Origin of the sequence: Anaerosalibacter sp. Marseille-P3206 (genome assembly GCF_900155565.1) — a bacterium.
Taxonomy (GTDB): Bacteria; Bacillota; Clostridia; order Tissierellales; family Sporanaerobacteraceae; genus FUHM01.
This window is the reverse complement of the sequence record NZ_FUHM01000002.1, coordinates 1556487-1571171: the sequence shown is the minus strand read 5'-3', so window position 1 is coordinate 1571171 and position 14685 is coordinate 1556487. Positions and strand designations below refer to the sequence as shown.

General features: G+C 32.4%; 6 protein-coding genes. 3 read left to right on the top strand and 3 right to left on the bottom strand.

Features of this window, described 5'->3' with window-relative positions; translation table 11 throughout:
- Positions 1 to 71: 71 nt before the first annotated feature.
- From BQ9840_RS08920 to BQ9840_RS08910, 3 genes are all read left to right on the top strand, one after another.
- Positions 72 to 2630, top strand: coding sequence for a chitobiase/beta-hexosaminidase C-terminal domain-containing protein (locus tag BQ9840_RS08920; RefSeq protein ID WP_097677476.1), 2559 nt, complete (start codon positions 72 to 74; stop codon positions 2628 to 2630).
- A gap of 99 nt (positions 2631 to 2729) precedes the next feature.
- Entirely contained in the window at positions 2730 to 3608 is an 879-nt protein-coding gene (locus tag BQ9840_RS08915) for an S-layer homology domain-containing protein (protein ID WP_077369452.1), read from the top strand.
- Between the two features lie 110 nt (positions 3609 to 3718).
- Positions 3719 to 11056, top strand: coding sequence for a hypothetical protein (locus BQ9840_RS08910; RefSeq protein ID WP_077369451.1), 7338 nt, complete (start codon positions 3719 to 3721; stop codon positions 11054 to 11056).
- A gap of 153 nt (positions 11057 to 11209) precedes the next feature.
- On the opposite strand, the gene BQ9840_RS08905 is transcribed toward BQ9840_RS08910, so the two are convergent.
- From BQ9840_RS08905 to BQ9840_RS08895, 3 genes are all read right to left on the bottom strand, one after another.
- Positions 11210 to 12175, bottom strand: coding sequence for an IS3 family transposase (locus tag BQ9840_RS08905; protein ID WP_077368205.1), 966 nt, complete (start codon positions 12173 to 12175; stop codon positions 11210 to 11212).
- Complete coding sequence (locus tag BQ9840_RS12870; protein WP_077368208.1) at positions 12172 to 12849, bottom strand: helix-turn-helix domain-containing protein; 678 nt, start codon at positions 12847 to 12849, stop codon at positions 12172 to 12174. The genes BQ9840_RS08905 and BQ9840_RS12870 overlap by 4 nt, the downstream gene beginning before the upstream one ends.
- Before the next feature lie 153 nt (positions 12850 to 13002).
- The gene (locus BQ9840_RS08895; RefSeq protein WP_077369450.1) at positions 13003 to 14601 is read right to left on the bottom strand and encodes a phosphodiester glycosidase family protein; all 1599 of its coding nucleotides are present in this window, start codon (positions 14599 to 14601) and stop codon (positions 13003 to 13005) included.
- Positions 14602 to 14685 lie beyond the last annotated feature (84 nt).

Below are 14685 nucleotides of genomic sequence, written 5' to 3'. Positions count from 1 at the left end.
GTAAATTAAAAAGAAAATTGGAAATCTGCCGATATATAATAATGGAATACTTTTTGAAGGGAGCTGATGCAGTGTATAAAAAAAATATTTGTATTACTTTAGTATTTATGGTGTTATTTTCTCTGCTGCCTTTGCCTAGTGTAGCAGAAGGGTATGTAAAAGATATAGATGTAGCTTTTAGTGATATGAGTATTGAGGTGGAGGGTGTAAAGCTAATAAGTCACAAGGAACCTTTTATATATGAAGATGATATATGGGTTCCACTGAAAGACTTAGGAAAAGGTCTTGGTTTAAAAGTAAGTTTTGATAGAAATAAAAAGAGTATCTATTTAGACTCTGATGGAAAACTCAAACTAAATATCAATGAATCTAAGGCCCCTATTTCTTTTCAAATGGGATATGAAATCGATGCAAAAGAGAGAATAATAGATGATTTGGAAGATGAAATTGATATTATTGAAAGTGGAAGAAGTTTTAGAAAGATATATGATTATAAGGATCGATCTAAAATAAAAAATATCAAGGTATACTTTGGCAATGTAAAAGTATATTTGGATAAAAATATTCTTGATATAGACGGAATTTTATATAATGACGATATATATGTGCCAATAAATGATATCTCGCCTCATTTATATATAACTCCTACATATAAGGCAGATAGAAATGTACTATATATTGATGGTAATGGAGTGTTAGTTAAAAACAAAAGATATTCTTCTATTGATAATTTGCTTGCCTTTAGAGAGGGGCGAAATTATCTACTTGGTATTCAGATGGAACAATTGATGATGAGGAAAAACGTTGTAGAAAAACTAAATATTCCATATGGTAAATTAAATACTGTAAAGGATTTGGAAAGTTATTTAAACAAGCACTTTAGTAAGATTGGAGAACTCTCTACCACTATAGAGGTTAGAGACTATCCAGGAAAATGGCTGTATTTAGATATAGGATTTACAAGAAATAATGCTTATAAATGGACTAAGTTAAAGAGAAGTGATGTGGAAAACTGGGTATGGGATATGTATACAGCTATTACTACTTTATATAACGAAGAAGCACTTATCGAAGGAGCTATCAGGAATCCATACTACTATAGATATTCTAGTTCTTCTCATAAGAATTATGTGAAGTTTAATACTAGGGACAATGATTTGTACTTCGACTTTACTAGAAGTTTACTTAAGAAAGACTATAGAATTGAACCAGATTATTTGGCTGAAAACTTAGAAAAGACTTTGAAAAAATATAACAAGGTAGAATTTAGCTATAGTGCAGAAACTAATGGAGATGATATGAGTCTAACAGTATTCTGTAATTCTAATAGTTTTGCAACATGGTCTCTATATACAAAAATGGGGTATTTGAAGAAACTCAACTGGGAGATAAAGAGAGTATATCCTGAGCTAGAGATTAGTGGAAAAATAGTTTTCCCAAATGAAAAGTATGATCCTGTAAGGTTTAATATAGCTGAAAACAGAATTCGTTCAATAGATTTGTTGAGGGAAACAGAGGAATTCTTAAATACTAACTTTAACTCATTTAGCTATGGAAAGCATAATTTTGAACTTAAATATGGCATATATGAAGATGGACTTGATAGTTTCCGAATGATAGTTGAAAGTGATTTTTCAGTAGATGACGATAAGTGGACAAGTGCAGGTAGTACAGGTGAACAAAAGCTTAGCAACAAGGTACACAATGCAATTAGCTTTATAATTTCTCTTTGGGATGGAAATGTATCTACAGAAGTTGTGGACAAAAACAATATTACTATAAAAGAATTTGATATATATAGAAATAATGTAGGGATAGTTTACGCTAATCCATCTAGTGGAGAAATAAAGGAAGGTACAAAAGTTCATCTATATACAGATACTCCAGGTGCAAGTATATACTATACTCTTGATGGCAGTATCCCTACTACTAACTCTACTCTATATACTGGTCCTATTACTGTATCTAGGGATTTAGAGATAAATGCCTTTGGATATAAGGAAGGACTAGGTGAAGGGCCTATGTCTACTCATAGTTATACAGTAGTTCTAGATGACAACTGGTCCTATGGGCTAACTGATTTGAAAGTAGATAGTGGAGTTTTAGAACCTAGTTTTGCAAGAGATATCTTAGAATATGAAGTATATGTTGCAGGGAATGTCGATAGTATAACTCTTACTCCTTTTGCTAAGAGTGGAACCATTACAGTAGATGGAAATACTGTAGAAAGTGGAAAAAGTAAGGTTGTATCTTTAAGCGAACTTAAAAACACTATTAGTATTTCAGTGAAAGAAAGCAACAAAATCGAGAGAATCTATACCGTCATAGTATATAAAGGTAATAGTGGAGATACTGGTATTGATTTAAAAATTGATAATTTTAACACTAATGTAGTGGGAGTATTTAAAGGACAGCTTTATAGTACAGGCAATGTTGTTTCAGACTTTAGTGGATATAAAATAGAATTATTATCAAAAACAGAAATGTCCTATGGCAAGGTAGCGATAGACTCTGATGGTAATTTTGAAATAAGAGATTTTGCTATAGACCCTATATCCAAGATAATAGGATATAAGTATAAAGTTTATGATGGAGGAGGAAAGTTAGTATTGGAAGGAAATCTAAAATGAGTCAGGGGACGGTCCCTTGACTCACTGTAGGGGCAATCTCTAGTCGCCCAATAAGTTAGTAAGTTAGTGCCTGGCACTAATATTTATGGAGGTGGTTTGATGAATGTAAAAATATATAGGAAAGTTTTAGTGTTTGTGATTTTGCTATCCCTCGTTCTCCCCTCTTTTGCCTTTGGTGAAAAAGTACCAAAGGAAATTAAAAGAGTTGTAAATAGAGGGTATCTAGGACAAGGAGGGCTAAATCTTGATAAGGATATTAACAGAGCTGAATTTGCTACTGTAGCAGTAAGACTCATGGGATTAGAGAAGGAAGCAAAATCCTATAGTGGAAAAAGCTCTTTTAAGGATGTAAATAAGTTTCAGGGAGGCTGGGCTGTAGGATATACTACTATAGCTGACAGAGAAGGTGTTATGAGAGGTGTTGGTGATTCCAGCTTTAATCCCAAGGGAAAAATCACCTATGTTGAGATGATGACTGTGTTCATGAGGATATTAGGATATGAAGATGGAATAGACTTTGTAGATTATCCTGATGAGTATTATGAAAAAGGATTGGAACTAGGCCTAGGACAAGTCCATAAGAAAGCTAATGATAAGGTAACTAGAGGTGAAGTAGCCATTATCATTGAAAGAATATTGGATATGAAGATGAAAGACAAGGATATCATCCTTATTGATAAGTTAGATGATGTTCCAATAGTAGTAGAAGTGGAAGAAGATATTTATATGACTGATATGAGTTTTAATACAAATATAACCGGATTATTTAGCGGAAAGTTGAAGGGAACTAATGATTTTGCAGGATACAAAATTGAACTATTGTCATCAAGCGGAAAAATATATGACTCCACCTTTGCTAGTAAAGATGGTAAGTTTAAAATTTGGGACTTTGATATAGGCTATTTGTCAAAGTTAGAAGGATATAAGTATAAAGTTTATGATGGTAATGGAAAAATAGTCCTAGATGGACAGCTATGATTTGATGCGACAGCGGGGTCGGTTCTACCTATCGCAAAGTAGGTCACCCAATAAGTTAGTAAATTAGTGCCTGGCACTAATATTAAATTGATTGATTAGGAGGGATATATGTGGATAAGAGGATTGTTTCAATTCTCCTTATATTTGTGATGATGTTTGGCGGTGTTGCCTCCTTGGCAGCTGAAGGAGATATCATCCATACTGAACATAAGAAGATATATAGAAAAAATAACTCTAGTGAACAAGAAGAGTTGGTAAATGATATTGTAAATGGATTTGCTGTAGATAAGTTTTTTAGAGAAACTTCTGATGGAATGTATGTAAATATAAAGGAAGAAGAAGATGCGCAATTTGAAGCATTGGCAAAGATAGTTCAAGAAAAAGGACTTAAAACAGCTGAGGAAATTCGAGAGTATATTCTTAATAATAGCACAGAAATGAATAAGATTATGGATGAGGCAAAGAAAAATGTTCCTCATGTATCTATTGATACTAAAGAGTATCAAGGAGCTACTAATGCTCCACTTTTGACAGAGAAAAATTTCTCTAATCCTGAACCTGGCTACAAGGAAGGAACTACTAAGATAACTACTTTGAACCTTCCAAGTGATGCTAGTAGTTGGAGAATACAAGTGTTAGATAGTCCTGTTGAACCTATGAGAAAGGACTATACTCTTAAAGAAGCTAATAGCTATGTGAAGGATAAAGATATTGAAGTAGGAGTAGGAAAATACCTGATATTGTATGCAGTTGATAGTAGCAATAGGATTAAAGCCTATGCAAATATAAAAATAACTAACGAGATGATAAAACAACCTAGAGAAGAAGCTTTGAAACTTGAAATTGGAAGTATTAAGGCTGGCAGTTCATATGCTGGAACTGTAGTAGTAAGTGGATTAGATAAGTTACCAGAAGGTGCTACAAAATGGCAAGTAGTTGCCTCAAACACTCCTTTAGACAAGTTATATAAAGGTGACAAATTGAGTGAAGCTGTTGACTATGTTAATGGCGAAATAACTGTAGCTGATGAAAATGAACTTGTAAATATGAATGACAGCTTCAAAAAATATGTAATACTTATCGCTGCTAATAATGATGGTAAGACTGTAGGATACAGGATATTTGAAGTTGGAAAAGATAATATTTCTAAAGCTCCTACACTACTTAAGGAAAATACTAATTATGTTGGACCTGTACCTGGTAGTGAGGATGGAACTACTGTGTTTACTAAATTAAGTTTTGAAGATAATACTGAATGGAAAATAAAGATATCTGATGATAAGCCTAAGATTCCCGCTCTTGATAGTAAAGCAGATGGCACTCCTTATTCCTTTGAAGAAGATAGCAAAAATATAAAGATAAAACCTAAGCAATATTTAATGCTGTTGGCAACAATTGATGGGAAAATTAAAGGATATAAGATATTTGAAGTAAATGAAAATCAAGTTAAAGGATTGACTGCAACAGAAATTAAAGATAATACTATTAAATTGGGAAAAGGTTCAATAGAGGGAACTACAAAAGTTGTTGGATTGAATTTAACCAATATCAATGGTGCTACTAAATGGATGTATGTAGTAGGAAAAGATTTATCTGCTCCAATGCTAGACAAGCTAGTAGATGGAAGTATGAACTACACACCAGAAAATGATATAAAAGTAGCTATTGATGATAATCTTATAATTCTTGCTACAGATGATGAAGGCAAAGTTAAAGCTTATGTGAAATTTGAATTAACAAGTGATGTTATAAAGGATCCAGCACCAATACTGTTGAAAGAAAATGTTGATTTCACTTCACCTGTAAAAGGCTCCACTAAAGGAACTACAAAGATTAAAACATTAGCACCTACTATTGCAGGTATCAATCACTGGAGATATAAAACAAGTTCCAAACCCTTTGATATACCAGAAATTGATACTATGGTAGATGGTTCTGAAGAACTTACAGCGGGAAAAGATATAGGCAAAGATTTAACAGGAAATGAGTATATAATAATACTTGCAACAGTTAAAGATACAGAAAATAAATATGCAACAAAAGGATATGCTACCTTCCAATTAAGCGAAAAACAAGTTTATATGGGAGAAGCGACTAATTTGATATCAGATGATGATAAATGGAAAGATAATATTTCTCAACCTGAACCTGGTAGTATAGGAGACACTACTAAGATTGCTACACTAAATACTTTGGGACTACCTGGCGGAGATACTGTAAATGAATGGAGATATAAGGTTTTACAAGAGAAAATAGAAACTCCTATTGAATTCAATAGTAAAATCGATAGAACCACTAAGTATAATACAGGTAATAATATAAGAGTAAATGTAGGAGATAATCTTCTGATTGTAGCTACTGATAGATTTGGAAATATAAAGGCCTATGCGCAGTTTAAAATTGAACCAAAAAATGTACGTTCTCCAAATGCACCATTATTGATTGGCGGTACTAACTATAAAATCCAAGGTCCTGAACCTGGTAGTATGGAAAATAGTACTAAGTTTAGTTACTTAGATTTTAGTACCAATGTAGTAGGTGCTACAAAATGGATGTATGGGATTGGAAATCAGAGTTTTGGACCTATTGAGTATGATAGCGTGTTAAAAGAAGCCAAAGAATATACTGTTACTGATAACATAGGTAAAGATATAGAAAATGTATCAGAAGGAAAATATCTATTACTATTAGCTACTGATAATGATAACAAAGTAAAGGCTTATAAAGAGTTTAGACTTACCCTTGATCAAATTAAAGGAACTAAGGCAAAGATATTGGCTTCAGATACTAATTATATTATAGAAAAAGGAGATAAGCCTGGAACTACTAAGTTTAGTAAACTAGACCCCATAGGTGCAGCTGGAGCTTCAAACTGGAAATATAAATTAATTGAGACTGAAGAAAAAATTCAAATTGAAAATAATATATATACTAACTATATAGTTAAAGACACTATCGGCTATACTTCAGGTAGAGACATTCCTGTAAAGGAAATTAATAAAGATGAACCTAAGTATGGATATATACTACTATTAGCAACCGATAGTAATGGTAGGACTAAAGGATATGCTATTATTGATGTAAAATCAGATGTAGTAAAGGAACATGCAGAAAGACTAGATGTGAAGCTAGCTGAGGGAGATACAGTCGATACAGTAAAGGTTGTTAAAGAAGGTGACAGTAAATTTCCTGCTACTGGAACATACAAAAAATTAGTTACTAAAACTGTATACCCTACTCCCGCAAAAGGTGAGATTTTAAAAACTGGTGATGAATATAAAGGTGAAGATATCTCAGTATTTGTAGGAGATTATGTGACAATATTTGAAGTAAATGATAATAATGAAATTCAAAAATTCAATAGTATGGAAGTTACAAAGGATGATATTAACTCTGTTGAAGCAACATTGACTGGAGATTCTACAAGTTCGAATACATTGACAATTCCTGAAGATAGGATAAATAGTGGAGGTCAAAAAATAACTATCACCTTAGATGATGGCGCAACTTGGGAAGATTTGAAAAAGGATAAGGCAAAAAGAGATACCCTATACAATAGCTTTAGGCCTTCAAATCAATCTACTGAATGGACAAAGGTAGTTACAAAATTGATAGATGATGGTGGAACATTGACTATTGATGACAAAACATTGAGTTTCTTCCTTCCAATGACAGAGAAATATGATATATCTGAAGATCAAGAAATCACTTTAACTATTCCTGCTACTTGCGTTACAGGGGCAAGAAATAATATAGATGTGAAAGGCAATATAATCATCAAACCTATTGTTGAAGCTACCATCAAGGGAGATGTGGTGTCTTCAATAGTAAGACAAAAAGATCTAAAAGCTGGAGGAAAGTCGATTATAATTGAACTCGGCGATGGAGAATGGATTGGTGATATTGCAGATAAGAAGGATACTTTGTTTGATTGTTTTAAGGTGATTGGTGAAGATGGAAAGGTTGTTACAACTACTACCGAATGGTCAAAAATTGTTGGAAAATTGAAAAGCTCAAGTGAACCTAATACTATAATTAGAAATTCAAGCAAAATGGTGACCATTACACTACCAGAAGTTATGGATGTTGATTTAGGTACAAGCTATGAAACTATTAAACTTACTATACCTAAGGATAAAGGTTTAATTCTAGGTGCTACTTCTGATATAGTTGCAATGCCTACGTTTAAGATATATCCTGATATATTGAAAGTTGAGGGTAAGGTTGTTGATGAAAAAAATACTGTAACTATGATGGCACCTGATTATAGAATTGTAGAAACGGATAAAGATACTTGGATTATAGATGTTAACCCTGGAACTTTAAAGGATGATATAGATAATAATGATGTGGTTATAACAGGACTACCTAGAGGACTTAAGTCCAATGTATCAAAGGTTGAAGATAAAAACCAAATAAGGATTAAAATATCTGATACAGCATCATCAACTTTGGCTAATGATACCGAAGTCAAAATAAAGATAAAAGGAACTGCAGTTACAGAACCTAACTCTATAGACTCTGATGATATTGTGTGTATGTTAGTTAAAGGAGAGTCTATAATTGAAGATTTGAAAAAAGTCGGAATTAATGTTGCTGGTAAAATACTGACTAGTACTAGTGAGGAAATGCAATATAGTTTAGACTCTACTAACGGTAGTGATGGAGATTGGAATGATTGTAGTACAAGTACTGAAACTGAGGTTTCTGAAGGATTTGGCCCTGGTAGAGTTTATGTAAGGGACAAGAGTAATAATAAAGTATTCCATTTAGTAGCTACTCTAAACTACCCTAAGGCTCCTACAGGAGTTAGTATTAGTGAAGTAAATTATGATACTAGTGATAGTATGAAAGTTAAAATTGGAATTAAAGAACCAGCTACGGATGGATATGAAGTAAGTACTGATGGTGGTAAAAATTGGGGTAAGCTTGATTTAGATAATGGAATAGATTTAACAAACATTACAGACCCTGATTTGAGGATTAGATGTAAAGCTACTGCTTCTTCTTTACATTCCTTAGATACTAAAATAAATATTTTGGATTTAAGTAATGTAGACATTAATGTAGCTAAAGGTGTAATCACCAATACCACTACTGCTATGGAATATAGTTTGGATGGAGATACCTTCTATTCTGCTAGGGCCAATGAAACATCTGTGAAGTTTGAAAAGGGTTCTAAAGTAGTAGTAAGGGAAAAAGCTAATCGTGTAAATGAAAGGGAAGTAAAGGTAGTGGGTATTGAAAATTCACCTAGTGGAACTGATTTTAATATACTTGGTGGAACTATTAGTGCTACTTCTCCAGGAAGAGAAAATATCCAATACAGAATAGGCAATGATCCTTGGAAAGATTTATCTACTGATAATAAAAAAATAGAATTTAAACCTGGTAAAGTTCAAGTAAGAACTAAAGCTACCAAATACAATGTAGCTTCCGAACCTGTTGATGTAGGTAAGGAACCGATAAAAGAACCTGCCTCTAAACCAGAACTACGAGTAGATGATTATAAAAAGGATATTAGCTATTGGAATGGTAATCAATTTGTTGAGCTAGAAAGTGTTAATACCTTAGAATATAAAATCAATGATGGGGATTGGAAATCTAATGCAGAATGGTCTGGTGATAAAACAAAGAACTTAATAAAAAATACCAATGCAAATGTTAGTGTAAGAATCAAAGCTACTAAGGATGCACTACCTAGCCAAGCTACAGTGGTAAATTTCACAGGCAATTTGACCTGGGAAAATGTAAAACTCAATGTAGTAGAAGGTAAAATTGAAGGAACTACCACAGCTATGCAATATAGTACTAATTCTACAGATGGAAAAAACGGAACTTGGATTGATGCAAACTCTGGTAGCACTTCTGTTGATTTTGCTAAGGATATGAAAGTTTATATAAGAGAAAAGTCTAAACCATTAAACTTTAAGAACCTTATTGAAAAAATTGATGTAGAAACTGTTTTAGATAAAAATAAAGTTGATTATGATATTCTATCAGGTACAATTACTAACAAAGATATTCGTATTATTGAATATAGAATTGGTAATGATGCTTGGGAATTAATTGATAGAGGAAGTGAAGATAAACCTTCTACAACTAATGTAGAATTTAAACCTGGGAAATTACAATTTAGAGCTAGAGGTACTGAAAAAACCCTACCTTCAGATATTATTACAGTAGACATAAAAGCTAAGGCTTCAGCACCTGAATTAAAATATGATGATGTCAATTATAAGATTGAAAAAGTTGGTACTGATGAAGGCAAAAACTATGAATACAGCATCAATGGTGGCACTTGGATTAACGGTACAGTAGATACACAATTTGAAGGTGGAAATACTGTTAAAGTTAGAATAATAGCCAATAGCCACACACTACCTAGCCAAGAACAAACAATTAAGTTTACATCAAATCTAGATTTAAACAATGTAGTGCTAAATGTTGGAGAATCTAAATTGGTGAATACAAGCACATTGATGGAATACAGTACAAATTCTACTAATGGAGAAGATGGAACTTGGGTTTCTTGCAATGGAACAGAAACTACATTGAGACTAAAAGAAGATATGAAAGTTTATGTCCGTGAGAAGGCTAAACCTAGAAATGTAAAACTAATAACTACTAAAAAAATAGAGAAAAAGAAATTTACAAATAGTACTGACTTTATAAAAGACAATATAGATTACAATATATTACAAGGTACTATTTCTATTAAAGATAGTAATGCAAATACCCATCAAGAAATTGTAAACAATCTACAATATAGAATTAATAACGGTAACTGGGTCAATATTGATTATGTAGTTTTAGGAAGCGATACAAATAAAGTTTTAGCCTATAATGTAAACTTTGTTCCAGGTAATTTAGAATTTAGGCTTAAAGGTAATGAAAACACCTTACCATCAGATAGTATTTTGAAAGATGTAATCAAAGCACCTGCATCAGCACCAAATGTATCCGTAGGATTTGATTCAACTAAATATAGAAATAATGTTACTACTGGAGTAAACCTAACAACACTTGAATATAGCTTGACAGGAGATAAGGGTCCATGGATTGATGGAGAGCATCTAGATACTGAAGATTTAGTTAGAGAAGTATATATTAGAACTAAAGCTACTAAAGATGCTTTACCAAGTCTAGCAAAGAAATTAACATTCACTCCTGTACTAAACTTGAAAACTATAAATCTAAGTACCCATGTACAACCTCTTGAACTTAATGGAACTACTACACAGATGGAATATGCAGTGAAAACTAAAGATGGAAAATTGTACGAGCAAACACTTGAAGATGGAACTACAGTAAATTGGTTTAATTGCCAAGAAGGTAATACGCCAATTTTAAAAGATATTAAAGTAGAAAATATCTCAGAAATATTGGTAAGAGACAACAACCAACAAGAAAATCAATACACAGTATATAAAAAAACACAACCATAATGGATGCGACAGTGGGGATGAGTCAGGGGACTGTCCCCTGACTCACAAAAAGGTGATAGGAGAGTTTGATATGCCCCTTGTCAAGTAGACAGGTAAAATATCTAAAATAATTTTTATGAACTACCACATGACATCTAAGTTATGTGGTAGTTTTTATGCTGTCCATTTTTCTTTGTACTTCTCTATTCTCTTATTCGCAGATATAGGGTATTCTATAGGAGTTTTAATTGATAAAGCTTCTGTCCTAACTTCTAATGGCGTTTTACAGTTAAATCTGTCTTGTAATCTTTCCTCTGAGTAAAAACGCATGTAATCATTAATTGCATATCTTAGGGACTCTTCATCTGTAATTTCATACATTTGATACATTTCTGATTTAATTATTCCCCAGAATCCTTCTACCGGTCCATTATCAATACAGTGTCCTACTCTTGACATTGACTGTTTCATTTCTTGTTCTTTCAGTTTTCTTTGAAATACTTTACTTGTGTATTGAAATCCTCTATCGCTATGGAAGATTGGTTTTGCTAATGGATTATCTTTTATTGCTTTATCAAAGGTCTTAAATACTAATTTGTTATCGTTTCTACTACTTAATACATAGGCTACTGGATACCTATCATACAAATCAAGTATGGCGCTTAAGTAAATCTTTTTCTTTTCTCTTGGTACTTTAAATTCTGTAATGTCTGTTACCCATTTTTGATTTGGTTCTGTTGCATAAAAGTCTCTTTGTAATATGTTCTCTGCTATTGTTTCCGGCTTAACTGAAATGTATTTATTCTTCTTTTTTCGGATTACTGAGTGAATACCTAATTTTTGCATAATCCTATGGACTCTTTTTTTACTGTAATTAGTTTGATTGAAATGGTTAATCCAAGATGTCATTCTACGATATCCTAAAATATGATTAAATCTTTCATCATATTCTTTTATTAATCTTGCTAATTCAATATTTTCTAATTCTTGTTGAGGTACTTCTCTGTGGAGCCATTTGTAGTATGATGCTCTTGATATGTTAAGTACTTTACACATCCAATTAATACTCCATATTTTTGTTTCATAAAAGTATTTTATTGCTAGATACTTATTTTCGTTACGTTGTTTGCCAAGCCTCACATCCCTTCGAATTCTTTCACTTTTTTTAGCAGTTCTACCACCATATCTTTTTCTTCTAGTTTCTTTTTTAATCTAATATTCTCTCGACGTAATTTCTCTAATTCATCTAATTCTTCATCTTTTTTATGGTGTCCTCGTCTATCTATTAGCCCTTCTTCGCCTATATCATCATACTTTTTAACCCAAGAGTAAACTTGGCTGTATGAAACATCATAAAGGCTTGCTGCTTCTTTGTAATTACGATTATGTTCAATACAATATTTAACTATTTCTTTTCGCTCTTCTATAGTTGTTTTTCTTCTGGAATTTGCCATATATACCTCCCCTTTAGGATCATAATCCTTGAGTTCTATATTGGCATTATACCTTGAAATCCAACCACTTAAAACAGAACGACTTGAAATATTATATTTTGCTGTTATATCATTAACACTTCCTTCTCCGGATAATACAGCTTCTACGCACATTGTTTTAAATTCGGAAGTATATTTTTTATTTCCTGCTTTATTTTGAAAAGCTAAAATGCCATAAAGTTTATACTTGGAAACCCATGACTGTATTGTTTGCAGACCAATACTATATTTATTAGCTAAAAAAGGGAATGAGCCTAATCCATCAAGATATTCTTGAGATACTTTCGCTTTAAATTCAGGAGTATGTGGTGATTTTGCCATAAAAAACCTCCATAAGTAGTTTTGGTTATTTACCTTGTCTACTTATGGAGTATCATATCAGTTTTTCTCCTATCACCTTTTTCAATAACTTAGTAAGTTAACACCCGGCACCAATATTTCAATCAGTAAGGACGAGGAACCTGTCCCCTCGTCCTATTCATATACCATCAATACAGTATGCAGTTTTCTTCCTGCTGGAGTTATGGTCTTTCCATTGGCATATAGTGCTGATGATGCTCCACCATCAAGATTCATTGCACTAACTGCTCCTAGTTTCACCATTATTTGGGACAATTCCTTCATATTGATATTAGAACCTGTTACAAGTAGCAATTTGTTATTTTGGGTTATTCCTATGGCTGATCTTTGACCTCTGTTTTTAGTTATTTTATCTTCTTTGAATCCAGTTTTGTTTGGATCATAAATTGCTTTTCCATTTTCCACTAAATATGGCCCTGCAGATATTATGGATTTGATATTATTTTGTTTTATTGCTTTTGGCTCTTCTTTAGTTGTTGTTTTTTCCTCTATTGCTATGGCATTGTCTTTTACTGCTTTTGCTATTATATTTTTCGTATCAAATTTTAATGTTGGCTTTTCATAGAAATCAACTGTATATCCTACTTGAAATCTTGCCTCTATATAATTTTTATCAGCTGCATCTTTACCAAAATATATTACAAAACCATTTTTAGGTATGTCTATTTTATTTACATCAAATGCTATACTTGATACTTTTCCATCTTTAACTGTAACAGCATGTCCCCCTTCTACTTCTAGGGAAGCTCCCTTCTCTGGTGTATATAAATATACTCCACTTGAGTCAATTGGATTAGTGTTTATATACCAAACATTGAATAGATTAAATACCATCCCATTTTTTTCATTTGACCAATAGTTTTTAGTTTGTTTATTGATACTTCCATAAAGTTTGGTCTGTTTGGATGATGGTTTTGGTTTGTTTGCCTTTGGTTCTTGCTTTTGTTGTGGCTTTTCTTTTGCTTCTAAAATTTCATATTCTAGTTCTATTGTGTTTCCTGCCTTAAATCTTTGGTCTACATAAGTTTCAAAGTTTTTAGTGTTACCATAATATATTATATAGCCATTCTTAGGGATAGAAGCTTGTTTTGCATTTTTAGTTACTTTAGTGACTTTGTTTTCTATTACTTCTATAGCTATTCCACCCTTTAAATCTATTTTGCTTCCCCTTGCTGGAGTATATATGTATACACCACTAGTATCCTTTGGTACATTGTTTACATACCATACTTTGAATAGATTATAATCCATTGATTGGGTTTCATTGTTCCAATTGTTTTCTCTAAATCCATTAATGTAGCCATTTATGCCCATTTTGTATTGACCTATTTCAACCTTCCCATCATTTGTCACTATCATAGATGCAGGGCTACCTTCAAGATATTGAAATTTATTATCTATCAAAATAGCTCCCATAGGTTCCAAAGTTTTATATGCATCAAAATAATTGGCGTTTATAGCTGCTACAGGCTTTTTCCTCTTTATCATACTAGAAAAATCTTCATGGCCACCAATTTTGTCATTGGATATTGTAACCCCTAGATGAACATTGGAACTATTTAAATCAACTGTCACTACATTTACAGTTTTCTTTTGATTGTTGATAGTAACTGCCTTTTTCTCATAGCCTACTGAATTTGATTTTGCCATAGATACTTGACTCACCATTAAAACCATTGTTAAAACCAGTATAAAAACTTTTTTCTTTTGCATTTTTTGCCCTCCTTTTTTGTCGATACTGCATCCATTATATCCAATTTTCTCCTAGTTTGCATTAGAGAAATTTTTATACAAAAA

Bases quoted from the DNA above. Each gene is read 5' to 3' on its own strand.
- BQ9840_RS08915 (WP_077369452.1), top strand. From the start codon at position 2,730: ATGAATGTAAAAATATATAGGAAAGTTTTAGTGTTTGTGATTTTGCTA.
- BQ9840_RS12870 (WP_077368208.1), bottom strand. From the start codon at position 12,849: ATGGCAAAATCACCACATACTCCTGAATTTAAAGCGAAAGTATCTCAA.
- BQ9840_RS08895 (WP_077369450.1), bottom strand. From the start codon at position 14,601: ATGCAAAAGAAAAAAGTTTTTATACTGGTTTTAACAATGGTTTTAATG.